At 71.1% G+C, this 23,440-nt stretch carries 24 protein-coding genes; 13 read left to right on the top strand and 11 right to left on the bottom strand.

Annotated features, from left to right (window positions below; translation table 11 throughout):
• The 3 genes from ACFVYS_RS11820 to ACFVYS_RS11810 all read right to left on the bottom strand — a co-directional run bounded on the left by ACFVYS_RS11820 (position 1) and on the right by ACFVYS_RS11810 (position 1,987).
• Complete coding sequence (locus ACFVYS_RS11820) at positions 1-519, bottom strand: hypothetical protein (RefSeq protein ID WP_389501152.1); 519 nt, start codon at positions 517-519, stop codon at positions 1-3.
• 31 nt (positions 520-550) lie between these two features.
• The gene (locus ACFVYS_RS11815) at positions 551-1,681 is read right to left on the bottom strand and encodes a magnesium and cobalt transport protein CorA (protein ID WP_020127911.1); all 1,131 of its coding nucleotides are present in this window, start codon (positions 1,679-1,681) and stop codon (positions 551-553) included.
• Positions 1,682-1,816: 135 nt separating this feature from the next.
• Complete coding sequence (locus ACFVYS_RS11810) at positions 1,817-1,987, bottom strand: hypothetical protein (RefSeq protein WP_389501150.1); 171 nt, start codon at positions 1,985-1,987, stop codon at positions 1,817-1,819.
• Positions 1,988-2,171: 184 nt separating this feature from the next.
• Here ACFVYS_RS11810 and ACFVYS_RS11805 point away from each other — a divergent pair, with 184 nt between their 5' ends.
• Positions 2,172-2,756: a suppressor of fused domain protein gene (locus ACFVYS_RS11805; RefSeq protein WP_389501148.1), complete on the top strand. Its 585-nt coding sequence runs from the start codon at positions 2,172-2,174 to the stop codon at positions 2,754-2,756.
• A 61-nt stretch (positions 2,757-2,817) separates the two neighbouring features.
• Here the strand turns inward: ACFVYS_RS11805 and ACFVYS_RS11800 are convergent, their stop codons facing one another.
• The gene (locus ACFVYS_RS11800; protein ID WP_389501146.1) at positions 2,818-4,041 is read right to left on the bottom strand and encodes an MFS transporter; all 1,224 of its coding nucleotides are present in this window, start codon (positions 4,039-4,041) and stop codon (positions 2,818-2,820) included.
• Positions 4,042-4,325: 284 nt separating this feature from the next.
• Between ACFVYS_RS11800 and ACFVYS_RS11795 the strand changes: the two genes are divergently transcribed.
• The 3 genes from ACFVYS_RS11795 to ACFVYS_RS11785 all read left to right on the top strand — a co-directional run bounded on the left by ACFVYS_RS11795 (position 4,326) and on the right by ACFVYS_RS11785 (position 6,850).
• A complete protein-coding gene (locus ACFVYS_RS11795; protein ID WP_028806532.1) occupies positions 4,326-4,967 on the top strand; it encodes a DUF6758 family protein in 642 nt (213 codons plus the stop codon).
• 365 nt (positions 4,968-5,332) lie between these two features.
• Positions 5,333-6,190, top strand: a complete 858-nt coding sequence (locus ACFVYS_RS11790) for a PHP domain-containing protein (protein WP_389501144.1) — start codon at positions 5,333-5,335, stop codon at positions 6,188-6,190.
• A gap of 54 nt (positions 6,191-6,244) precedes the next feature.
• Positions 6,245-6,850, top strand: a complete 606-nt coding sequence (locus ACFVYS_RS11785; RefSeq protein WP_020127905.1) for a MarC family protein — start codon at positions 6,245-6,247, stop codon at positions 6,848-6,850.
• A gap of 72 nt (positions 6,851-6,922) precedes the next feature.
• On the opposite strand, the gene ACFVYS_RS11780 is transcribed toward ACFVYS_RS11785, so the two are convergent.
• Positions 6,923-7,075 carry a hypothetical protein gene (locus ACFVYS_RS11780; protein ID WP_314221384.1) on the bottom strand — a complete coding sequence of 51 codons (153 nt, stop codon included), beginning with the start codon at positions 7,073-7,075 and terminating at the stop codon, positions 6,923-6,925.
• Between the two features lie 195 nt (positions 7,076-7,270).
• Between ACFVYS_RS11780 and ACFVYS_RS11775 the strand changes: the two genes are divergently transcribed.
• Positions 7,271-8,167 (top strand): NYN domain-containing protein, encoded by an 897-nt coding sequence (locus ACFVYS_RS11775; RefSeq protein WP_389501142.1) that lies wholly within the window; start codon positions 7,271-7,273, stop codon positions 8,165-8,167.
• Here ACFVYS_RS11775 and ACFVYS_RS11770 read toward each other — a convergent pair.
• The gene (locus ACFVYS_RS11770; RefSeq protein ID WP_389501140.1) at positions 8,164-9,072 is read right to left on the bottom strand and encodes an alpha/beta fold hydrolase; all 909 of its coding nucleotides are present in this window, start codon (positions 9,070-9,072) and stop codon (positions 8,164-8,166) included. The genes ACFVYS_RS11775 and ACFVYS_RS11770 overlap by 4 nt on opposite strands.
• 122 nt (positions 9,073-9,194) lie before the next feature.
• Positions 9,195-11,468, bottom strand: coding sequence for a DEAD/DEAH box helicase (locus ACFVYS_RS11765; protein ID WP_389501138.1), 2,274 nt, complete (start codon positions 11,466-11,468; stop codon positions 9,195-9,197).
• Between the two features lie 501 nt (positions 11,469-11,969).
• Here ACFVYS_RS11765 and ACFVYS_RS11760 point away from each other — a divergent pair.
• Complete coding sequence (locus ACFVYS_RS11760) at positions 11,970-12,707, top strand: ferritin-like fold-containing protein (protein ID WP_389501136.1); 738 nt, start codon at positions 11,970-11,972, stop codon at positions 12,705-12,707.
• Positions 12,708-12,786: 79 nt separating this feature from the next.
• Here the strand turns inward: ACFVYS_RS11760 and ACFVYS_RS11755 are convergent, their stop codons facing one another.
• The 4 genes from ACFVYS_RS11755 to ACFVYS_RS11740 all read right to left on the bottom strand — a co-directional run bounded on the left by ACFVYS_RS11755 (position 12,787) and on the right by ACFVYS_RS11740 (position 14,696).
• Positions 12,787-13,056: a hypothetical protein gene (locus ACFVYS_RS11755; RefSeq protein ID WP_389501135.1), complete on the bottom strand. Its 270-nt coding sequence runs from the start codon at positions 13,054-13,056 to the stop codon at positions 12,787-12,789.
• Between the two features lie 225 nt (positions 13,057-13,281).
• Entirely contained in the window at positions 13,282-13,509 is a 228-nt protein-coding gene (locus ACFVYS_RS11750; protein WP_020130831.1) for a DUF3107 domain-containing protein, read from the bottom strand.
• Positions 13,510-13,655: 146 nt separating this feature from the next.
• The gene (locus ACFVYS_RS11745) at positions 13,656-14,297 is read right to left on the bottom strand and encodes a TetR/AcrR family transcriptional regulator (protein ID WP_020130830.1); all 642 of its coding nucleotides are present in this window, start codon (positions 14,295-14,297) and stop codon (positions 13,656-13,658) included.
• A gap of 180 nt (positions 14,298-14,477) precedes the next feature.
• A complete protein-coding gene (locus ACFVYS_RS11740; RefSeq protein WP_389501133.1) occupies positions 14,478-14,696 on the bottom strand; it encodes a hypothetical protein in 219 nt (72 codons plus the stop codon).
• A 241-nt stretch (positions 14,697-14,937) separates the two neighbouring features.
• Here ACFVYS_RS11740 and ACFVYS_RS11735 point away from each other — a divergent pair, with 241 nt between their 5' ends.
• The 7 genes from ACFVYS_RS11735 (at position 14,938) to ACFVYS_RS11705 (ending at position 23,212) form a co-directional block, all read left to right on the top strand.
• On the top strand, positions 14,938-15,909 hold the full coding sequence (locus ACFVYS_RS11735; protein WP_389501132.1) for an alpha/beta fold hydrolase: 972 nt from the start codon (positions 14,938-14,940) through the stop codon (positions 15,907-15,909).
• Positions 15,910-15,916: 7 nt separating this feature from the next.
• Positions 15,917-17,314, top strand: coding sequence for a DUF3152 domain-containing protein (locus tag ACFVYS_RS11730; protein WP_389501130.1), 1,398 nt, complete (start codon positions 15,917-15,919; stop codon positions 17,312-17,314).
• 70 nt (positions 17,315-17,384) lie between these two features.
• The gene (locus ACFVYS_RS11725; RefSeq protein WP_355709575.1) at positions 17,385-17,480 is read left to right on the top strand and encodes an Ms4533A family Cys-rich leader peptide; all 96 of its coding nucleotides are present in this window, start codon (positions 17,385-17,387) and stop codon (positions 17,478-17,480) included.
• Positions 17,481-17,678: 198 nt separating this feature from the next.
• Positions 17,679-19,397: an ABC transporter substrate-binding protein gene (locus tag ACFVYS_RS11720; RefSeq protein WP_389501128.1), complete on the top strand. Its 1,719-nt coding sequence runs from the start codon at positions 17,679-17,681 to the stop codon at positions 19,395-19,397.
• Between the two features lie 4 nt (positions 19,398-19,401).
• Positions 19,402-20,451 carry an ABC transporter permease gene (locus tag ACFVYS_RS11715; RefSeq protein WP_389501127.1) on the top strand — a complete coding sequence of 350 codons (1,050 nt, stop codon included), beginning with the start codon at positions 19,402-19,404 and terminating at the stop codon, positions 20,449-20,451.
• Positions 20,448-21,446, top strand: a complete 999-nt coding sequence (locus ACFVYS_RS11710) for an ABC transporter permease (RefSeq protein ID WP_389501125.1) — start codon at positions 20,448-20,450, stop codon at positions 21,444-21,446. Before ACFVYS_RS11715 ends, ACFVYS_RS11710 begins: the two co-directional genes overlap by 4 nt.
• The gene (locus ACFVYS_RS11705; RefSeq protein WP_389501123.1) at positions 21,443-23,212 is read left to right on the top strand and encodes a dipeptide ABC transporter ATP-binding protein; all 1,770 of its coding nucleotides are present in this window, start codon (positions 21,443-21,445) and stop codon (positions 23,210-23,212) included. Before ACFVYS_RS11710 ends, ACFVYS_RS11705 begins: the two co-directional genes overlap by 4 nt.
• The last annotated feature ends 228 nt before the right edge of the window (positions 23,213-23,440 follow it).

Here is a 23,440-nt window from a genome sequence, read left to right as displayed (position 1 = left end):
CTAGGCGCGTTTGCGCTTGCGCAGCAGCAGCTTCGGCAGCCCCGCGGGCGCCGGCTCTCGCGTGGTGGCGGGCGAGGGCACGGGCCGGGCCGCCAGATCCCCTTCGGGCAGGGGCAGCGTGGCCCCCGTCGGCTCCAGGCGGAGCACCCGGCACTCGCGCGCCCAGCGCTCGGTCATCGCCTCGCCGTCGGGTGCGTTCAGCCGCTTGCCCTTGAGCTCGGCGACGGCCGCCTGCCACGCCTCGGAGCCCGGCGCGAGGGTGACGACCTTCGCCGTCCAGGAGACCAGCCGGCCGCCCTTGTCCTTGCTGCGGACGGTGACCTCGGCCGAAGCGCCCTCGGTCAGCCCGGTCAGTGGCTGCTCCCCGGTTCCGTCGCCGACCAGGCAGACCGCGCCCTCGTGCCACACGTGCCACAGCGCACGCGCGGCCGGTTCACCGGCGCCCTGGATCCAGACGAGGCCGGACTTCTTGGTGGCCTCCTCGACGAGGGCCTGGTCGAGCAGCAGCTCTCTTGTCATGGCTCAACCCTAGCCAGCCTGGCCGGGGCCCTCACAGCCAGCCGTTGCGCTTCAGCGTGCGGTGGATGCCGACACAGAGCGCCACCATGGCCGACATGACCACGGGATAGCCGAACTTCCAGTGCAGTTCCGGCATGTAGTCGAAGTTCATGCCGTACACCCCGCACACCATCGTCGGTACGGCGATGATGGCGGCCCAGGAGGTGATCTTGCGCATGTCCTCGTTCTGCGCGACGGACGCCTGCGCGAGATTGGCCTGGAGGATCGAGTTGAGCAGCTCGTCGAAGCCGATGACCTGCTCCTGGACCCGGGCGAGGTGGTCGGCGACGTCCCGGAAGTACTTCTGGATGTCGGGGTCGACCAGCCGCATCGGCCGCTCGCTCAGCAGCTGCATCGGCCGCAGCAGCGGAGACACCGCGCGCTTGAACTCCAGCACCTCGCGCTTGAGTTGGTAGATCCGGCCGGCGTCCGTGCCGCGCGGGGTGCCCTTGCGTCCGGGCGAGAACACCTCCGTCTCGACCTCGTCGATGTCGTCCTGGACGGCGTCCGCGACCGCGATGTAGCCGTCGACGACGTGGTCGGCGATGGCGTGCAGCACGGCCGACGGGCCCTTGGCGAGCAGCTCGGGGTCGTCCTGGAGGCGGTGGCGCAGCGCGCGCAGCGAGCCCTGACCGCCGTGCCGGACGGTGATGAAGAAGTCCTTGCCGGTGAAGCACATGACCTCACCGGTCTCGACGACCTCGCTGTTGGCCGTGAGCCGGTCGTGCTCGATGTAGTGGATGGTCTTGAAGACCGTGAACAGGGAGTCGTCGTAGCGCTCCAGCTTGGGCCGCTGGTGCGCCTGCACGGCGTCCTCCACGGCCAGCGGGTGCAGCCCGAACTCGCTTGCGATACCGGCGAATTCGGCCTCGGTCGGCTCGTGCAGACCGATCCACACGAAGCCTCCGTCGCGCCGCACCCGGCGCATGGCCTCCTGCGGGGTCGGGGGCTGTGCGTAGGTGACACGCGCGCCGTCGCGGTAGACCGCGCAGTCGACGACGGCCGACGGCGTCGCGGGGTCGCGGGTGGTGTCGTAGGCGCCGGTGTCCGTACGCCCGCCCCCCTTGCGCAGGGAGGGACGGGCCGGGCGGACAACGGCACGGAGGTCGCGGATCATCGACATGGCAGGCTCCTTCGCGACTAGCAAAGAAAGACCGCCACGACGGGTGGAACTGCCCGGAATGAGGACGTCCTGAGTGCGGAGGTTTGGCACGTCCACAAAGCGGGGAGCACCGCTCCGTCGCGGTGGCGAGCTTCGCTACTGAATCAGACCGGAGAGATCTGGCAGATCAGACAGATCGAGCAGATCAGGTGAAAAAGGAAACGAAGTGCTCTTCCGCATGAAGATGAGCGCGAGAGGTGGCGACCAGCCGGGGCCAAGAAGCCGGAGCAGCTGCGTCAGCGGCAGGAAGAGCGAGTGGTACTGCACGGGTGACTTCGATCCATGACAGCCCCACCTCCTCCAGCCGGTCCCTCGTAAGGGAGTCTCGTCTGCGTCGGGGCAAGATCGCGACGCTTCTGCGTGCTGCCCCGAACCACCGGGCCAGAATAGCAGTCGACGGAAGTGTCAAGGCGCTGCTTTGCCCAGCACCGACGAGTTCTATGCTCGCCGCATGGTTGATGTTCTTCCTCTGGTCGAGGCTCGTTTGCGCAGCGCGCTGGGCGAGCCGGACGCCCGCGCCGCGGTCACCTTCCTCGGTACGGACCGCCTCGAGGTGCTGCGTTTCCACGAGGGCGACGTCGTCCGCTACGCCACGCTCGGCATGTCCGCGCAGCCGATGAGCGACCCGACGGCGATCCTCGCCGACCCGGTCGAGGGGCCGCGTGCCGAGCTGGTGCTGTCCGTCCGGCCCGGCGCGTCCGACACCGACAAGGTGCTCCGCCCGCTGGCCGTGCTCGCCGCGTCCCCGCAGGTCGAGGGTGTGGTCGTGGCTCCCGGCAGCTCCCTCGACGTGGGTGAACCCCTGTGGCCGGGCGCCCCGTTCACCTCGGTCCTGGTCGCCGAGCCGGGCGGCCTGGTCGAGGATCTCGACCTCGACGAACCCCTCGATCCGGTCCGCTTCCTGCCCCTACTCCCCATGACCCCCAACGAGGCCGCCTGGAAGCGCGTGCACGGCGCCCAGGCTCTCCAGGAGCGCTGGCTCACGAACGGGACGGACCTCCGGGATCCGTCCCGGAAGTCCGTCCCGCTCGATTGAGATCTGGGTGACCCACGTCACCAACGCTCGTGCGTCGCTCGTCAGTTGACGCCGGGTCGGCTCAGCCGGCGAAGACCGCGACCCCGTCCTCCGTCGCGTGCTTCGGCTCGAGCTCCTCGGCTTCGTGCGTGAGCGCCTTGCGCCGGACGACGACCACGACCGCGCCGAGCAGCGCGGTGACCGCCGCGACGGCGAACGGGACATGGATGTCGGTCCACTCCTCGATCTTCGGCGCGAAGTAGGGAGCGGCCGCCGCGGCGAACCACCGCACGAAGTTGTAGCCGGCGCTCGCCACGGGACGCGGGGCGTCCGAGACGCCGAGCGCCAACTCGGTGTAGACGGTGTTGTTCACGCCGATGAACGCGCCCGACAGGATCGTGCAGACGATCGCGGTGGTGTGGTCGCCGTACCCGAGGACGAACACGTCGACGGCGAGCAGCACCAGCGAGCCGCCGAGCACCTTCAGCGAGCCGAACCGCTCCTGGAGCCGCGGCGCCACGAGGACAGAGAACACGGCGAGCAGCACGCCCCAGGCGAAGAACACCGCCCCCGACTTGTAGGGGGTCATGTTCAGCACGAACGGGGTGAAGGCCAGCACGGTGAAGAACGTGTAGTTGTAGAAGAAAGCCGAGGCCGCGGCGGAGGCGAGACCGCCGTGCCCGAGCGCCTTGATCGGGTCCAGGACGGAGATCTTCCGGGCCGGCTTCGGCTGGTCCTTCAGGAACACCGTGATGCACAGGAAGCCGATCGCCATCAGGAACGCGGTGCCGAAGAACGGGTAGCGCCAGCTGGCGTCGCCGAGCAGCGCGCCGAGCAGTGGTCCGCACGCCATGCCGAGGCCGAGGGCGGACTCGTACAGCAGGATGGCGGCCGCGCTGCCGCCGGCCGCCGCGCCGACGATCACCGCGAGGGCGGTCGACACGAACAGCGCGTTGCCGAGCCCCCAGCCCGCCCGGAAGCCGACGAGTTCGCCGACCGAGCCCGAGGTGCCCGCGAGGCCCGCGAAGACGACGACGAGGGCGAGGCCGACCAGCAGCGTCCTGCGGCCGCCGATGCGGCTGGAGACGAAGCCGGTGACCAGCATCGCGAACGCGGTGATCAGGAAGTACGAGGTGAAGAGCAGGGAGACCTGGCCGGCCGTGGCGTCCAGCCCCTGGGCGATGGACGGCAGGATCGGGTCGACGAGGCCGATGCCCATGAAGGCGACGACGGACGCGCCGGCCGTCGCCCACACCGCCTTCGGCTGTCGCAGGATGCTTCCGGCTCCCGCATCGAATGGGTCCATGGTTCCGCTCACCCCTCGGAGGTAGTTGGTATATACACACGATAAGTTAGATCGCCTAATTAATGCAAGTTACATCTATACCGGGGCGAGGAAGGGCCGAGGAAGGGCCGAGGAAGGGCCGAGGAAGGGCCGAGGAAGGGCCGAGGAAGGGCCGAGGGATGGCCGACAGGCGGCCGAGGGGGCGGCCGAGGGAGTGGCCGATGCGGTCGTACGGCGCGGTCACTTCCGTCCGGACGGGTGATCGTCCTTGACGTGGGCGTGCTCGGGTAGGACCGTGGGGCTCTATGAGGGGCGAACCCAGTTGCCCGAAGTGTGGTGGCCGGGTCAGGGCTCCCGGACTCTTCGCCGATTCCTGGCAGTGCGATGTGCACGGGACGGTGCATCCGCTTCAGCCCGTGATCCCGCCCAGCGTCGAGGCTCTCAGTGTCGTGGTGCATCGCACGCAGGTGCCGGTGTGGATGCCGTGGCCGCTGCCGGTCGGCTGGCTCTTCACGGGCGTGACGTACGCGGGGGACGACCGCAGTGGGGGCCGTGCCACCGCGGTGGCCTGCTCCGGACCGGGCCCGCTCGGCGGTATGGGTGAGCTGATCCTGGTCGCCGAGGAACTGGGCGTCGGGCTCGGAGCGCGGTACGCCGGCGTCGACGGGCCGGACCCGGGTCCGTACATGAGCGTCGAGAAACCCCCGCAGGCCAAGGTCCTGGCCGCCGGCCGTCCCACCCCGCTCTGGCACGTCTCCGCCACCCCGGACGACCGGGCCGTCTTCGCGGGGGAGGCGCGCGGGCTGTGGCTGTGGGCGGTGGTGTGGCCCGAGCAGTCCGGACTGCTGATGTACGACGAGCTGGTGCTCACGGATCTGCGGGACGCGGGGGCCGAGCTGGAACTGGTGCCGTGCGGGGCGCTGTCCCCGCGCCTGCTGAAGCCTTAGCGTTCCACTGGGCTGGGCGGTCGGGGGTGTGTGGGGCTTGCCGGTCGTGGGCGTCTGCCGCGCCGTCGTGGCTGGTCGCGCAGTTCCCCGCGGGGCGCTCCGCTGGGCTGGGCGGTCGGGGGTGTGTGGGGCTTGCCGGTCGTGGGCGTCTGCCGCGCCGTCGTGGCTGGTCGCGCAGTTCCCCGCGCCCCTAGGGGGTTGCCGGCGCCGTATGTGTGTCGCGCCCCGTTCGTGTGTCGCGGGCCGGGGATTCTGGGTTGTGCGTGTAGGGGGTGCTCGGGGGTTTTGGGTGTGACAGGGGTGGTCTGATTACCGGCTATGCTGGAGCGTCCCCTTCCGTCCTGTCATCGCCTGGAGTCTGCGTCGTGCGCATCGATCTGCACTGCCACTCCACGGCTTCCGACGGTACGGACACCCCGGCCGAGCTGGTCCGCAACGCGGGTGCCGCCGGTCTGGACGTCGTCGCGCTGACCGATCACGACACCACCCGGGGACATGCCGAGGCCGTCGCCGCGCTGCCGCGAGGGCTCACGCTGGTGACCGGTGCCGAACTGTCCTGCCGTATCGACGGCATCAGCATGCACATGCTGGCCTATCTGTTCGACCCCGAGGAGCCCGCCCTGCTCGCCGAGCGTGAGCTGGTGCGCGACGACCGGGTGCCGCGGGCGCGGGCGATGGTCGCCAGGCTCAACGAGCTGGGCGTCCCCGTCACCTGGGAGCAGGTGGCGCGGATCGCGGGCGAGGGGTCCGTCGGGCGGCCGCATGTCGCCACCGCCCTGGTGGAGCTCGGCGTCGTGCCGACCGTGAACGACGCCTTCACCGAGAACTGGCTGTCCGACGGCGGCCGTGCTCACGTCGCGAAGCACGAGACCGACCCCTTCGAGGCGATCCGGCTGGTCAAGGGTGCCGGCGGGGTCACCGTCTTCGCGCACCCGGGCGCGAGCAAGCGCGGTCGTACGGTGTCGGAGTCCGTGGTCGCCGAACTGGCGGCCGCCGGTCTCGACGGCATCGAGGTCGACCACATGGACCACGACGCGGACACGCGCGCGCGGCTGCGCGGGCTAGCCGCCGATCTGGGGCTGCTGGTCACCGGCTCGTCGGACTACCACGGCAGCCGCAAGACCTGCGTGCTCGGCGAGTACACGACCGACCCCGAGGTGTACGGGGAGATCACCCGGCGCGCCACCGGCGCGTTCCCGGTGCCGGGCACCGGCGGAGCCTGAGGCTCACCTCCACGCGTCCCGGCCCATCCACTTTCCCGCAAGGCTTCCGCACTGATGTTCGACGTCGCCGTCTTCGGCTCCCTCTTCCTGACCCTTTTTGTCATCATGGATCCCCCCGGGATCACCCCGATCTTCCTCGCGCTGACCGCCGGACGCCCCGGCAAGGTCCAGAAGCGGATGGCCTTCCAGGCGGTCTGTGTGGCCGGCGGCGTGATCACTGTCTTCGGGCTCCTCGGGCACCAGATCCTCGACTATCTGCATGTCTCCGTCCCCGCACTGATGATCGCGGGCGGGCTGCTGCTCCTGCTGATCGCGCTCGACCTGCTCACCGGCAAGACCGACGAGCCGAAGCAGACCAAGGACGTCAACGTCGCGCTCGTCCCGCTGGGGATGCCGCTGCTGGCCGGGCCGGGTGCGATCGTGTCCGTCATCCTGGCCGTGCAGAAGGCCGACAGCGCGGCGATGCAGGTGTCCGTCTGGGTGGCCATCCTCGCCATTCATGTCGTGCTGTGGCTGGTGATGCGCTACTCGCTGCTGATCATCCGGGTCATCAAGGACGGCGGTGTGGTCCTGGTGACGCGGCTCGCGGGCATGATGCTCTCCGCGATCGCCGTGCAGCAGATCATCAACGGGATCACGCAGGTGATCCGGGCAGGCTGACCGGCGCCCGGCACGCGCAGAGCCCCCCACGGCATCGCCGTGGGGGGCTCTGAAACCTGTAAGGGACCCGTGTTACGAGGCCGAGTTGTCGGCCGGACGGATCCACAATCGCTGCCCGATGGCGGCGGCCTGCTGAACGATCCGGTTGACGGAGGCGGCGTCCACGACGGTGCTGTCCACGGCGGTGCCGTCGACGTCGTCGAGTCGCATGATTTCGAAGCGCATGGCTTCTCCCTTCGTCTGGTCATCCTCCTGAGGAGAACTACTTGGTTACACAGGGAGTCAACGGCATGCGTGTTACAAACATTCCCTACGCTAAAGAAATTTTTCGAACGGCTAATTACTGACGAGTAAGTGGGTTTGCGGAGACTGAACGGGACCGGTTGTGTTCGCAGCGTGACCGCCGGAACAATGGAGGCGATGAACGACGACCTCCCGGCCCTCGCCGACCGTATCGACCGCACGAACGCGCTGCTGACACGCATGCTCGCCGAGGTGGCCAAGACACCCTCGACCCACGCGATCTTCGTCGACGCGGGGTATCTGTACGCGGCCGCGGGGCGCCTGGTCGCCGGGACCGAGGACCGCCGGGCCTTCGATCTCGACGCCGAGGGCCTGATCGAGGCGCTCATCGACCGCGCCCGCTCGATCTTCGCCGACAGCCGGCTGCTGCGCATCTACTGGTACGACGGCGCCCGGCGCCGCATCCACACCGCCGAGCAGCAGTCCATCGCCGAACTGCCGGACGTGAAGGTGCGGTTGGGCAACCTGAACGCCAACAATCAGCAGAAGGGCGTCGATTCGCTGATCCGGACCGACCTGGAGTCCCTGGCCCGGCACCGCGCCATCAGTGACGCGGCCCTGCTGGGCGGTGACGAGGACCTGGTCTCGGCGGTGGAGGCCGCGCAGGGGTACGGCGCCCGGGTGCACCTCTGGGGCATCGAGGCCCCGGAAGGCCGCAATCAGGCCGAGCCGCTGCTCTGGGAGGTCGACAGCCAGCGCACCCTCGACCTCGACTTCTTCAAGCCGTACGTCTCACGGCGCACCGCCCCGGCCTACGAGGGCCCCGGCGCGAACCGGCCCACCCGTGAGGCCGTCCGCTTCGTCGGCGCGCAGGTGGCGGCGAAATGGCTGGTGGCGCGTGGCAGGGAGTCGCTGGCCGAGCTGCTGCCGGGCCACCCCTACCTCCCCGGCTCCGTCGACCAGGACCTTCTCGTGGAGGCGGAAGGCATCCTCCAGTACTCCCTGCGCGGCCAGGCCGACCTGAGACGCGCCCTGCGGGACGGCTTCTGGGAGCACGTGCAGACGCAGTACTAGGGCGTGGCCGGCCGGACAGGGCCCCGACCCCCGGGGTGACGGTCCCAGAAATCGGCGAGCGCGTGGGCCGTCGGCAGCGGCTGGTCCTGGTTCGGCGAGTGCTCGGCGCCCGGGATGACCGTCCGGTGCGCCCGCAGCTCCACGGCCATGTCGTCGAGGAGGGTCACCGGCCAGGTGTCGTCCCGCGCACCCGACAGCACATGGAACGGCAGCGGAACGGCGGCGAGTTCACCGACCCGGTTCGGCTCCACGCACAACTGGCGTCCGGTCACCAGGAGTTGCGCGGGCTTGTGGTTCAGCCAGCGCCGTCGCAACATCTCGGGGTCGCCGGGGCCGCGGGCCGGACCACCGACCTCCTCCGGCGGACCCATCGCCAGGATCGCCTCCCACACCTCCGGCATCGTCATCACCGCGAGCGCGTCGTGCAGCAGCTTCACGCGCTGCTTCTGGGACTCCGAGATCTCGGCCGGGCCCGAGGCGACGAGCGTGAACGACAGGAAGGGGGAGTGGTCCACCAGCACGGCGGCGCGCGCGATCTGACCGCCGAGGGAGTGCCCCATCAGGTGCACAGGAGTGTCGAGAGCCGCCGCCTGTGCCAGCACGTCCCGCGCCAACTCCTCGCGCGCGTACGCGGATTCGTCGAAAGCCGGTCCGTCGGACTCGTTCTGCCCGCGCCCGTCCACGGCGATGGTCCGGTAGCCGCGGGCCGCGAGCGGCTCGTGCATCCGGTGGAAGTCTTCCTTGCTCCCGGTGAAGCCGGGCATCAGCAGCGCGACACCCCGCTGCTCGACACCGGCGGGCACGGGCGCGTCGACGACGGCGAACTCGCCGCGCTCGGTCCGCAGCGGATACGAGAGCGCGCCGGGGGGCGGCGGGAAGGGGCTGCTGGTGCTGGGCCTGGTCACGCCCCGAGGCTACCGGGAGGGCCCACCGCGCGCCGTCGGTGGTACCTCTCCCGGGAACGCCGACGGCCCGGCCCCTCGCGAGGAGGGAACGGGCCGTCGGGCCGTCATGCCAATGCGGTGGATCAGCCGTCCGCGGGCTCCGCGGCAGCCGTCGCCTTGCGGGTGCGACGCACCCTCGGCTTCGCCTCCGCCGTGTCGGCCGCGGCCGTGGTCTCGGCCGGGGCGGTGACGGTGGCGGCGGTCTTGCGGGTGCGGCGCGGCTTGGTGGCTTCCGCTTCCTGGGTGGCCTGGGCCGGGATGTCGGCCGTGGTGGCCGTCGTCTCGGGCGCGGTGGCCTTGCGGGTGGTGCGGCGGCGGGGCTTGGCCTCGGTCGCCTCGGCCGTGTCGACGGCGGCTTCGGCCGGGGCCGCGGCTGCCGTCTTGCGAGTGCGACGCGGCTTGACCACGGTCTCGGCGGCCGCGACGGCCTCCGGGGCCTCGACGGTCTCCGGGGCCTCGACCACGGCTTCGGCCGGAGCCGTCGCCTTGCGGGTGCGGCGGCGCGGCCTGGTCTCCGTCACCTCAGCGGTGTCGGCAGCGGCCTCGGCGGCCGGCGGCTCCGTCACCGTGACCGGTGCGGTCGCCTCGGCCTGCGGTGCCTGCGGTGCCTGCGGCGCCTGCATGGTCTCCGCGGTCTTGCGGGTACGGCGGCGGCGCGGCGCGGCCGCGGTCTCCGCAGCTGCCTCCGGGGCGGTGGTGCCCTCCGCGGTCGCCACGGCCGTCACAGCCGCTTCCACCGCCTCGGCGACGGGCTCGACGGTCGCCGTGCCGGCCGACACGGCCGTCACGACGGCGGCCTCGTGCGCGGACCCGGTGCGGGTGCGGCGCCGACGGCGCGGAGTACGCGGGCCCTCGGTCTCCTCCGCCACGGGCGTCGGCTCGGCCACGGGGGCCTGCTCGGCCGCCGTGGTCCCGGCGGGCGTCGCGTCGAGCGGGGAGCCGTTGCGCGTACGACGACGGCGACGGGGCGTGCGGGCCGAACGCTCGCGCTCCTCGGTCAACTCCGCGGTCCGGTCGCCGGAACGGGACTCGTTGCGGCCACTGCGGTCGTCGCGGCCACCGCGGTCGTCGCGACCGCCCCGGTCACCACGGCCGCCTCGGTCTCCACGGCCACCGCGGTCTCCACGACCGCCCCGGTCGCTGCGACCGCGCGCTCCGCGGCCGCCCGGCTCGCCGAGGTCCTCGAGCTCTTCCGCGTCGAGCCCGGCGCGGGTGCGCTCCGAGCGCGGCAGAACACCCTTGGTGCCCGCGGGGATGCCGAGTTCCTCGAAGAAGTGCGGAGAGGTGGAGTACGTCTCCGGCGGGTCGCTGAACTCGAGCTCCAGCGCCTTGTTGATGAGCTGCCAGCGCGGGATGTCGTCCCAGTCGACCAGCGTGACCGCGATGCCCTTGGCGCCCGCGCGGCCGGTACGGCCGATGCGGTGCAGGTAGGTCTTCTCGTCCTCGGGGGACTGGTAGTTGATGACGTGCGTGACGCCTTCGACGTCGATACCGCGGGCGGCCACGTCGGTGCAGACGAGCACGTCGACCTTGCCGTTGCGGAACGCGCGCAGCGCCTGCTCACGGGCGCCCTGGCCGAGGTCGCCGTGGACCGCGCCGGAGGCGAAGCCGCGCTGCTGGAGCTGGTCGGCCAGGTCGGCGGCGGTGCGCTTGGTACGGCAGAACACCATGACCAGGCCGCGGCCGTCGGCCTGGAGGATCCGCGCCACCATCTCGGGCTTGTCCATGTTGTGCGCGCGGTACACGTGCTGCTTGGTGTTCGCGACGGTCCTGCCCGCGTCGTCCGGCGACGTGGCGTTGATGTGCGTGGGCTGCGACATGTAGCGGCGGGCGAGGCCGATGACCGCGCCCGGCATGGTCGCCGAGAACAGCATGGTCTGGCGCTTCGCCGGAAGCATGTTGATGATCTTCTCGACGTCGGGCAGGAAGCCCAGGTCGAGCATCTCGTCGGCCTCGTCCAGGACGAGCGACTTGATGTGCTTGAGGTCGAGCTTCTTCTGGCCCGCGAGGTCCAGCAGTCGGCCCGGGGTGCCGACGACCACGTCGACGCCCTTCCTGAGGGCCTCGACCTGGGGCTCGTAGGCCCGGCCGCCGTAGATGGCGAGGACGCGCACGTTGCGTACCTTGCCCGCGGTCAGCAGGTCGTTGGTGACCTGCGTGCACAGCTCACGCGTGGGGACGACGATGAGCGCCTGCGGGGCGTCGGTGAGGTCCTCGGGCCGGGCGCGGCCGGCCTCGACGTCGGCGGGGACGGTCACGCGCTCGAGGAGCGGGAGTCCGAAGCCGAGCGTCTTGCCGGTGCCGGTCTTGGCCTGGCCGATGACGTCCGTGCCCGTGAGGGCGACCGGGAGCGTCATCTCCTGGATGGGGAAGGGACTGATGATGCCGACGGCCTCAAGGGCCTCAGCGGTCTCGGAAAGAATGCCGAGCTCTCGGAACGTGGTAGTCAGGGTGCTGCCTCTTCTGTGTGCGCGGTGCGAGGCGAGCGCGGGGGTCGTGTCAGGACCGTGCCGGGGGACGTCGACTGCCTCACGGGCCAGCCGTCAGGACACGGGACCTCTGCCGACGCTCTAGCGCTCGTACCGCTGAGGGGGTCCCCTCCGGGTTGCCGTACGCACAGTGCCGTACGGGCGAGGAGGGCTGTCGGGTCGGAGCCGATCGGGCCACCGACCGGGCATCCTCATACGTGCGGCCCGTCGAATATTCGGCAGGCGCATTACCACCATACCCCGGAATCGCGCACACGCGATGGCCGATTCGGTCACGTTGTGGTTGTCACAGTGCCGGGGGTGGTCCCGTACGTCTTCGTTGTCACACTGATTGACCAGGGACTTCCCCCGTGCGACGAGCGGGCTATTGTGCGCTTCATGACGACCTCTGACAAGCCTGAGATCACCGCCACCGGCATCGCCGCCCAGGACTGGACGACGGCCTCGGCCGACCCGCAGTACCGGGCCGCGGTCGTGGATCTGCTGGGTGCGCTGGCGTACGGCGAGCTGGCGGCGTTCGAGCGGCTCGCGGAGGACGCCAAGCTGGCGCCGACGCTGGAGGACAAGGCGGAGCTGGCGAAGATGGCGTCGGCCGAGTTCCACCACTTCGAGCGGCTGCACAACCGGCTCACCGAGATCGGTGAGGAGCCGACGCTGGCGATGGAGCCGTTCGTCGCCGCGCTCGACGGCTTCCACCGGCAGACGGCCCCGTCGGACTGGCTGGAGGGCCTCGTCAAGGCGTACGTCGGCGACTCGATCGCCAGCGACTTCTACCGCGAGGTCGCGGTGCGCCTGGACACCGACAGCCGTGCCCTGGTGCTGGCCGTGCTCGACGACACCGGCCACGCCGGCTTCGCCGTGGACCGGGTGCGTGGCGCGATCGACGCCGACCCGCGGGTGGGCGGCCGGCTCGCGCTGTGGGCGCGGCGGCTGATGGGCGAGGCCCTGTCGCAGTCCCAGCGGGTGGTCGCGGACCGCGACGCGCTGTCGACGATGCTCGTGGGCGGTGTCGCGGACGGTTTCGACCTCGCCGAGGTCGGCCGGATGTTCTCCCGGATCACCGAGGCGCACACCAAGCGGATGGCGGCGCTGGGGCTGGCGGCCTAGGGTCTGTTCGGCCGGTCGAGGCGCAGGAGAGGGCCGCACAGGCCCCCTTCCCGCCGGCCGTCACCGGCCGTCGCCGGGCTCAGGCCGGGGCCGACCGCCGGCGGAGTCGGCCGGCCGGGCGCAGCAGCAGCGAGAGCGAGGCGGTGGAGACGATCCCCGCGCCGAGGAGGCTCGCCAGGGCGGTGCCGGGTCCCAGTGCGCTGTGGGTGACGAAGTCACCGAACAGCGCTCCGGCGACGCCCGTCGCGAAGACGAGGGTGCGCACCGGCAGACGGTGCGAGAAGCGGTGGACCGCCGCCCACGCGAGCACGAGACCGAGCACAGCGGAGCCGAGCGCTTCCAAGATCATGTGGGTCCCTCCCGGACGGTTGGGGCTGTGCAGCAAGGTCGTAGCCCGTCATACCCGTGACCTGCGGAATGCAATCCTCCTCTGTGGCGGACTTGTGCTCCGTCTGTGGAGAGGACGCCGACAGCGAAACCGGCCGGGAATCCGGTGGTGGGGATGTCCGGTGGCGAGAACGCGAGTGGGGCCCGGCGACCATCTGCTCGCCGGGCCCCACTCGCGTTGCTTCGTCTACAGAGCGCCGAAGCCCACCTTGCGCGGGGCGGGCTCGCCCAGCTCGACGTAGGCCAGGCGGTCGGCCGGAACCAGGACCTTGCGGCCGTGCTGGTCCACGAGGCTGAGCAGCTGCGACTTTCCGGCCAGGGCCTCGGCCACCACGCGCTCGACTTCCTCGGGAGTCTGACCGCTCTCCAGAACGATCTCGCGGGGTGCGTGCAGCACGCCGATCTTGACCTCCACGGCTATGTCCCTCCGACGGTCATGAGGTGCGCGGGCGTCCGCGCCGTACGCTGCACACATTAGCCCGGTGAGGGGACGTTCACGGCGTGGCCGTCCACGCCAGGAGCGAACAGCGGGCGGGAACAAACGGCCGGACGCCCCCGCGGTCAGTGCTGATCGGTGCCGTGCAGCGGGAATCCGGCGATGCCCCGCCAGGCCAGCGAGGCCAGCAGCTGCACCGCCTGGTCGCGCGGCACGCTGCGGTCGCTGTGCAGCCAGGACCGCGCCACGACCTGCGCGAGGCCGCCCAGACCCGAGGCGAGCAGCATCGACTCGGCGCGCGAGAGGCCGGTGTCCTCCGCGATGACCTCGCAGATCGCCTCGGCGCACTCGGTGGTGACCTTGTCGACGCGCTCGCGCACCGCGGGCTCGTTCGTCAGGTCCGACTCGAAGACCAGGCGGAAGGCGCCGCCGTCGTCCTCGACGTACGCGAAGTACGCGTCCATCGTGGCCCGGACCCGCTGCTTGTTGTCGGTCGTCGAGGCGAGCGCGCCGCGAACGGCCTGGATGAGCGACTCGCAGTGCTGGTCCAGCAGGGCCAGATAGAGGTCGAGCTTGCCCGGGAAGTGCTGGTAGAGCACCGGCTTGCTGACTCCGGCCCGCTCCGCGATGTCGTCCATGGCGGCGGAGTGGTAGCCCTGCGCCACGAAGACTTCCTGGGCGGCGCCCAGCAGCTGGTTCCGTCGGGCACGGCGCGGCAGGCGGGTGCCTCGCGGGCGCGCCGCCTCTGTCTGCTCGATGGCTGTCACGCCGCCTCCCAAAGTGGTCCTCATGCGGTGAGCGCCGCGACGCCATCGTACTTTTCGGTAACCGTGCTGTGCGCGGTGCGCGTGCAGAATTTCACGGACTGGACGACGGCAAAAGCGGTGTAAAGAGGTTTGGACCGGGATGTTACGGGCATACTCCGCCCCGCTCCAGCTCGGCGCATGTCAGCGATAGTCGTCCTCGTCGAGGGAGACGACACGAGCCTGTTCGACGAGATCGGCCTCGTCGGCCCGGGCGGGATCCACGTCCTCCAAGGGGTCGTCGCCCTGAGGGATCACGTCCTTTGACTGCTCGGCGGCGTCGTTCTCCGGCGCCTCGACGTCGATCTCCCCGAAGTCGTCGTCCTCTTCGAACGTCTCCGGGTCGGTGGGGTCAACGGCCATGGTGGGCTCCCTTCCTACGAACGTCCCTGCGAGGTGCAGGGGCCACAAGCGGGTGCCCTCGGTACGAGCCTAGGAGACACCCGTTTCGGACGCCAAGCGATCGCTGTGCGGAGTGCCCCCGATTCGCGTGGGTATGGCTCCGGAGTGATGCCGGGGCGGTGTGCGTCCCGCGCGCGTGCGACCCGCGCGTGTGACGGCGAACACACAAAAGCGCGCGTGATCGTCTCGTAACATTGCCCGCATGTCTTCGACCGAGCTGCCTTCCGTGCCGCCCACCAGTGTGCTGCCGAAGGCGATCGCGGTCCGGGTGGCCGAGGGCGAGCGGCTCCGGTCGGTCGGGCTGCCGGGTGTCACGCTCACCGTCCGCTCCAGGCCGCCCGCGCGCGAGGGGCTCGAGCCCGCGCTGTACGTGCACGGCCTGGGCGGTTCCTCGCAGAACTGGTCCGCGCTGATGGCGCTGCTCGACGGGGTGGTGGCGAGCGAGGCCGTGGATCTGCCGGGCTTCGGCGACTCCCCGCCGCCGGACGACGGCAACTACTCCATCACGGCACACGCGCGTGCCGTCATCCGCTATCTCGACGCCGTCGACCGCGGACCCGTGCACCTCTTCGGCAACTCCCTCGGCGGCGCGGTGTCCACGCGCGTCGCAGCGGTCCGGCCCGACCTCGTGCGGACGCTGACGCTGGTGTCGCCCGCGCTGCCGGAGCTGCGCGTGCAGCGGACGGCGGTACCCACCGGACTGGTCGGGCTGCCCGGCGTGGCCGCGCTCTTCACCAGGTTCACCCGGGAGTGGACCGCCGAGCAGCGCGTCCGCGGCGTCACGGCGCTCTGTTACGGCGATCCCGGGCGGGTCAGCCAGGACGCGTTCCGCCACGCGGTGGAGGAGCTGGAGCGGCGCCTTCAGCTGCCGTACTTCTGGGACGCGCTGACGCGTTCCACGCGCGGCCTGCTCAGTGCGTACACGCTCGGCGGGCAGCACGGGCTGTGGCGCCAGGCCGAGCGTGTCCTCGCTCCGACCCTCCTGGTCTACGGTGGTCGCGACCAGCTCGTCGGTTTCCGCATGGCGCAGCGGGCCGCCCGTACCTTCCGTGACTCCCGCCTGCTCACGCTGCCCGACGCCGGGCACGTGGCGATGATGGAGTATCCCGAGACGGTGGCGACGGCGTTCCGGGAGCTGTGCGCCGACACCGCGACGAAGACCTCGGGAGGCTGAGACCCAGGTGGGACGCCACAGCCGGCGTGGACCCGCGCCCAAGAGTGCCGCCAAAGGCGGCTCCAAGGGCGCGTCGCAGGGGGCTTCTCCGGAGCCGTCCCCCCAGGGGGACCCGCGTGGCGCCCGCGTCCAGGTGCCGCCCCCGGGGTACGACGGAACCCCCTCGCACGGAGTGCCCCGCTTTCCGTTTCCCGACGGAACTCCGGCCCATGGGTTCCCGCAGGTGCGGGGCGGTCACCCCGAGCAGCGTGAAGGCGGGGGCGGCTGGGGTGACTTGAGGGGACGATCAGCGGGTACCGGACAGCCCGTGATACCGCGTCAGAGACCCATACCCCAGGACGGTCCGCGTCAGGGCCCTCGTCAAGGTTCCCGTCAGGGACCGCGTCAGGACTACCTCGACGCCTTCGGCGAGGACGACGAGGACGTCTTCACGCGCGCGAGGACGCCGTCCGCCGCCACGCGCGTGCGTGAGCGGGATCCGTACCCCACCGACACCGCCCGGGAGGCTGCCTTCCGTACCACCGGCCCGGCCGCCATCGACGGCGGCGACGCGCCGCCCGTCGGCGAGCCCGCGACCGCCCAGGGAGTCAAGGGGCGGGCGTTCGCCGGTATCGCGGCCGCCGCCGTCACCACGGTGCTGGCCGTCGTGGTGGCCGGACAGGTCGCCACCGGCCGGGACGACGACCCCGTACGGTCGCAGTCCGCCTCCGGGCAGACCCGTGAGGCCGTCGACGACGACGCCGCGCGCGGGGAAGCCCGGCCGAGCCCGTCCGTGTCCGCCGGCGCGCCCGGCGCCGCGGCCACGCTGACGTACGCGCAGCGGATGGACACGAAGTACGCGCTCGGCGCCGAGCTCAAGGGGTCGGGAAGGTTCGACGCCGTCGCGGGCGTCGACAAGGCGCCCGGCAAGGGGCAGAAGTACACCTACCGCGTGGACGTGGAACAGGGCCTCGGGCTCGACGGCGAACTCTTCGCGCAGGCCGTGCAGCAGACGCTCAACGACCCCCGCAGCTGGGCCCACGACGGCGCCCGCACCTTCGAGCGGATCCAGTCGGGCAAGGCCGACTTCGTCATCACGCTCGCCAGTCCGGGCACCACCGCCGTGTGGTGCGCCAAGTCCGGTCTGGACACCACGGAGGACAACGTCTCCTGTGACTCGGCCGCCACCGAGCGCGTGATGATCAACGCCTACCGGTGGGCCCAGGGGTCGGAGACCTTCGGCGACAAGATGTACGCCTACCGGCAGATGCTGATCAACCACGAGGTCGGCCACCGCCTCGGCTACAGCCATGTGACCTGCGACAAGGACGGCGACCTGGCGCCCGTCATGCAGCAGCAGACGAAGTTCCTCGACCACGACGGGATTCACTGCCTGCCCAACGCCTGGCCCTATCCCGGCAGTTGAGCCTCAGGGATGGGCAGGTGTCTCATGGGGCGCGTTGACATGCCCAGAAAGTTCCTCCATATTGCTGCGTATGTGGTCTAGTCATCCCGTCGACAGGAGCGCCGCCATCGAGCTGGCGCTCTTCGGCGTGACCGCGCTCTGCGTGGCCGACATCCACTGTCGCTGACGCCGCCCTCAGGCGCGTGCGTCGCGAATTCTCTTCTCTCTCTCCGAGCCGTGACCTGGTCACGGCCACGGCTCTTCGACGACCCGGCGCCGGGGCGGACGTCTGTTCCTGTTCGTCTCACTCCTCGTTCATATGTCTCGGATAACGAGATGCCCCGCCAGGGGCGGCGAGAACGCCAACCGAGAGGTCGTCATTCCGATGCGTCAACCGTCCCTCATAGCGCGCCGCGTCGCCGCGGCATCCGTCAGCCTGGTGGTGGCCGCGGGCGCCGCCGCCTGCGGGCCTGAGGACAACGATGCCAAGGCCTCCGCCGGCGACTCCGCCCCGCACCAGGGCGGGACGCTCACCGTCCTGAACCGCAACCCCCAGCAGGACTTCGACCCGGCCCGCCTCTACACCTCCGGCGGCGGCAAGGTCCCCACCCTGGTCTTCAGAACCCTCACCACGCGCAACCGCGAGAACGGCGCCCCCGGCACCGAGGTCGTGCCCGACCTCGCCACCGACACCGGACGTCCCAACGAGGACGCCACCGTGTGGACGTACACCCTCAAGGAGGGCCTCAAGTACGAGGACGGGACCGCGATCACCTCGGCCGACGTCAAGTACGGCATCGAGCGGTCCTTCGCGCCCGAGCTCTCCGGCGGCGCGCCCTACCTGCGGGACTGGCTGGTCGGCGCGGCCGACTACCAGGGGCCGTACAAGGACTCCAAGGGTCTCGCCGCCATCGAGACGCCGGACAGCCGGACGATCGTCTTCCATCTGAACAAGCCCGAGGGCGAGTTCCCGTACCTAGCCACGCAGACGCAGTTCGCGCCCGTCCCGAAGGCCAAGGACACCGGTACGAAGTACGAGGAGCACCCGGTTTCGTCCGGCCCCTACAAGGTCGTCAAGAACGAGAACGACGGCGAGCGGCTCACCCTGGAGCGCAACACCTACTGGTCGGCGAAGACGGACGCCGAGCGCAAGGCGTACCCCGACAAGATCGACGTACGGTCCGGGCTCGACTCCTCGGTGATCAACCAGCGGCTGTCCGCGTCCCAGGGGGCGGACGCCGCCGCCATCACCACGGACACCAACCTCGGCCCGGCCGAACTCGCCAAGGTCAGCGGCGACAAGGAACTCGCCGCGCGGGTCGGCACCGGCCACTTCGGTTACACCGACTACATCGCGTTCAACCCGAACGTGAAGCCGTTCGACGACATCAAGGTGCGGCAGGCGATCTCGTACGCCGTCGACCGGTCGTCGGTCGTCAACGCGGCGGGCGGCTCGTCGCTCGCCGAGGCCGCCACCACCTACCTGCCGAACCAGAAGTCCTTCGGCTACGAGCCCTACGACCTCTTCCCGGCGGGGAAGACCGGCGACGTGGCGAAGGCCAAGGAGCTGCTGAAGGAGGCCGGTCACCCGAACGGGCTGACCATCACCCTCACCCACTCCAACAGCCAGGACTTCGAGACCAGCCCGGAGATCGCGACCGCGATCCAGGACGCGCTCAAGAAGGCCGGCATCACCGTCAAGCTCCAGGGCCTGGAGGACAACGACTACTCCGACACGATCCACGACGTGAAGACCGAGCCCGGCTTCTTCCTGGCCCACTGGGGCGCCGACTGGCCCTCCGGCGGTCCGTTCCTCGCCCCGATCTTCGACGGCCGGCAGATCGTCAAGGACGGCGCGAACTTCAACACGGGCTTCCTGAACGACAAGTCGGTCAACGCCGAGATCGACGCGATCAACAAGTTGACCGATCTCGACGCCGCCGCCAAGAGGTGGGGCGCACTGGACAAGAAGATCGGCGAGCAGGCGCTGACCGTGCCGCTCTTCCACCCGGTCTACAAGCGGCTGTACGGCGAGGACATCCGCAACATCGTCATCAGCGACTGGGACGGCGTCCTGGATCCCTCGCAGGTCGCGGTGAAGTAGCACCGTGAGCGAGGCAGTCACCAAGGCGGCCGCCGAGGCCGTCATCGCCGCCCAGGCCCCCGGTACGGACCCCGCGTCCGTCCCGGGGGCCTCGGGGGCCCGTCAGTTCTGGCGGCGGCTGCGAGCGCAGCGTGCCGCCCTCGTCGCGGCGGCCGTCGTCGCGCTGCTCGTCCTGGTCGCGCTCGCCGCGCCGCTGCTCACCGCCCTCGAGGGCCAGGACCCGACCACCTACCACCCCTCCCTCATCGACTCCGCGCGCGGGGGCGTGCCCGTCGGCCCGCTGGGCGGCATCGGCGGCGACCACTGGCTCGGCGTCGAACCGCAGACCGGACGCGACCTGTTCGCCCGTCTCGTGCACGGCGCCCGGGTCTCGCTGGGCGTCGCGCTGGCCGCGACCGTCATCCAGATCGCCATCGGCGTCACCCTGGGCATCGCCGCCGCGCTCGGCAGCCGATGGGTTGATCAACTGTTGAGCCGGATCACCGACATCTTCGTAGCCCTGCCGCTGATGATCATGTCGTTGGCGCTGCTCGCGATCGTCCCGGCGAGCTTCCCCCGGCCCGTCCTGGTCACCCTGGTCATCGGACTGCTCTCCTGGGGCAACATCGCCAAGCTGGTGCGCGCCCAGACACTCACCCTCAAGGGGCTCGACTACGTCTCGGCGGCCCGGCTCAGCGGCTGGGGCACCTGGCGGATCGCCCGCCGGGAACTGCTGCCCGGCCTCGCCGCCCCCGTCATCACGTACGCGGCGCTGCTCGTACCGCAGAACATCACCGTCGAGGCCGCGCTGTCCTTCCTCGGCGTCGGCGTGAAGCCGCCGACGCCGTCCTGGGGACAGATGCTCACCGCCGCCGACGTCTGGTACCAGGCGGCCCCGCAGTACCTGCTGCTGCCCGCCGGCGCCCTCTTCGTGACCGTCCTCGCGCTGACCGTCCTCGGCGACGGCGTGCGCACGGCGCTGGACCCGCGCGCGGCGTCCCGGCTGCGGGTGGGGACGGGGCGCAGGCGGGAGCACCGAGCGGACACCGCCTGCGAGAAGGAGACGTCCTCATGAGCGGCATCGGCGGCTTCGTGCTGCGCCGGGGCATCGGCACGGTCCTCACCCTGTTCGCCATCTCGGTGATCGTCTACGTCGTCTTCTACGTCACCCCCGGAGACGTCGCCCAGATCACCTGCGGGCCGCGCTGCTCACCGGCGCAGGTGCACCAGGTCGCCGAGCAACTGCGCCTCGACGAACCCCTCTACGTGCGGTACGGACACTTCATCGAGGGTCTCGTCGCCGGCCAGGACTACTCGACCGGCACCGCCGTGGAGCACTGCCCGGCGCCCTGCCTGGGACTGTCGTACCAGAGCGACCAGCAGGTCACCCGGCTGATCCTGACCAAGCTGCCGGTGAGCCTGTCGCTCGTCCTCGGCGCGATGGTGGTGTGGCTGGTCCTCGGCGTCGGCACCGGCGTGCTCTCGGCCTGGCGGCGCGGGCGGCTCACCGAGCGCGTCCTGACCGCCGTCACCCTGGCCGGAACGGCCACCCCCGTGTTCGTGATCGGCCTCATCCTGATGATCGTCGTCTGCGGCGAGCTGCAACTGCTGCCCTTCCCGCAGTACGTGAACCTCACCGACGACCCCGAGCAGTGGGCGTGGAACCTGCTGCTGCCCTGGCTCTCGCTCGCCCTGATCGAGGCCGCCTCGTTCGCCCGGCTGACCCGGTCGTCGATGCTGGAGACCCTCGCCGAGGACCACATCCGCACCTTCCGCGCGTACGGCGTCGGCGAGCGGTCGATCATCGGGCGGCACGCGCTGCGCGGCGCGTTCGCGCCGGTCATCGCGCTGAACGCCAACAACTTCGGCTCCGCGGTCGGCGGCGCGGTGCTCACCGAGACGCTCTTCGGGCTTCCCGGCATCGGCCAGGAACTGGTGCACGCGGTCAACGTCGTGGACCTTCCGGTGGTCGTCGGGATGGTCCTGGTCATCGGTTTCTTCGTGGTCCTCGCCAACGCCGTCGCGGACGTCCTGTACGCGGTGGCCGACCGACGGGTGGTGCTCGCATGAGCCTGGTGGAAGTCACGGACCTGACGGTCGAGTTCGGCGCGCTGCGCGCCGTCGACGGCCTCTCCTTCCGCCTGGCGGAGGGCGCCGCCCTCGGCCTCGTCGGTGAGTCCGGCTCCGGCAAGTCCACGGTCGCCTCGGCCCTCCTGGGGCTGCACCGGGGGACCGGGGCCGCCGTCGGCGGCTCGGTACGGGTCGCCGGGACCGACGTACAGGCCGCGTCCGACGAGGAACTGCGGCGGCTGCGCGGCGGCCGGGCGGCGATGGTCTTCCAGGACCCGCTGTCCTCCCTCGACCCGTACTACGCGATCGGCGACCAGATCGCCGAGGTGTACCGCGTGCACACGCGCGTGTCGCGCCGTACGGCACGCGCGCGTGCGGTGCAGGTCCTGGACAGGGTGGGAATTCCCGACCCGGTCCGGCGCTCCCGGTCGCGCCCGCACGAGTTCAGCGGCGGCATGCGCCAGCGCGCGCTCATCGCCATGGCGCTGGCCTGCGAACCCGACCTGCTGATCGCCGACGAGCCGACGACCGCGCTCGACGTGACCGTCCAGGCCCAGATCCTCGACCTGCTGCACACCCTGCGCGAGGACACCGGCATGGGGCTGCTGCTGGTCACGCACGACGTGGGCGTGGCGGCGGAGAGCGTCGACGAGGTGCTGGTCATGCGGCACGGCCGGCTCGTCGAGCACGGGCCGGTCGAAGCCGTCCTGGCGGCTCCCGCGCAGCCGTACACACGCGAGCTGCTCGGGGCCGTCCCCCGGGTGGAGGCACGCCGCGCGGTCGGGGACGACCCCCGGAAGCCGGACGTACCGCGTCCTGGCGTACCGGGTCCTGGTGTACCGGGTCCTGGCGTACCGGGTCCTGACGTACTCCGTTCTGACGTTCCGCGTTCTGACGCACGGCAGCCGGGCGCGGGCGGGCCGCAGGCGGACGGGCTGCGTCCGGCCGGCGAGCCGTCGGGCGAGGTCGTGCTGGAGGCGCACGGGCTGCGCCGCGACTTCGGGCGCGGCAAGCGGGCCTTCGCGGCCGTGGACGGCGTGTCGCTGACCGTCCACCGCGGCCAGACCCTCGGCGTCGTCGGGGAGAGCGGCAGCGGCAAGACGACCCTCGGCCGGATGCTCGTCGGACTGCTGGAGCCGACGGCCGGCGAGGTCCGGTACGAGGGCCGGGTGTCGTCCGGGGTGAACCCGACCGTGCAGATGGTCTTCCAGGACCCCGTCTCCTCCCTCAACCCCCGCCGCAGCGTCGGTGAGTCCATCGCCGACCCGCTCCGCGCACGCGCGCGTGGCGTGCGGGGGAGGGACGAGGCGCGCGTCAGGGGGCGCGTGACGGAACTGCTGGAGCGGGTGGGGCTCGAAGCCGCGCACTACGACCGGTACCCGCACGAGTTCAGCGGCGGTCAGCGCCAGCGCGTGGGCATCGCGCGGGCACTCGCGGCCGACCCGCGCGTCCTCGTGTGCGACGAGCCGGTCTCCGCGCTCGACGTGACCACCCAGGCCCAGGTCGTCGCCCTGCTCGGCGAGCTCCAGCGCGAACTCGGACTCGCGCTGGTCTTCGTCGCCCACGACCTGGCCGTGGTGCGCCAGGTCAGCGACCGGGTCGCGGTGATGCGGCGCGGCCGTGTCGTCGAGGAGGGGCCCGCCGACGAGGTGTACGAGTCGCCGCGGGACCCCTACACCCGCCAGCTGCTGGCCGCCGTACCGGCGCTCGACCCGGCGGTCGCCGCCCGCCGACGCGCCGAACGACGGGAGCCGGCCCTCGCCTGAGACCCGTGCGGCGCGTGTGACGTGACGTTTCGCAGTCGGATGATCTCCTAGCGCGACCGAACGCGATCCGCACGGGAAAGTTACGACCGTTCACCCCTTTTGGTGGTGGGGGGGGGGCCCCCCCCCGCCCCCCCCCCACAAACACCCCAAAAATGTGCGGGGGCGGGGCCGCCCCCGCCCGCCGGCGCCGCCACACACCCAACCGGGGGGGGGGGCGGGGGGGCCAGC

This window comes from Streptomyces sp. NPDC058295, from assembly GCF_042880655.1.
GTDB classification, from domain to species: domain Bacteria; phylum Actinomycetota; class Actinomycetes; order Streptomycetales; family Streptomycetaceae; genus Streptomyces; species Streptomyces coriariae.
The sequence above is the reverse complement of the archived record's forward strand: the minus strand, read 5'-3'. Positions and strand labels throughout refer to the sequence as shown.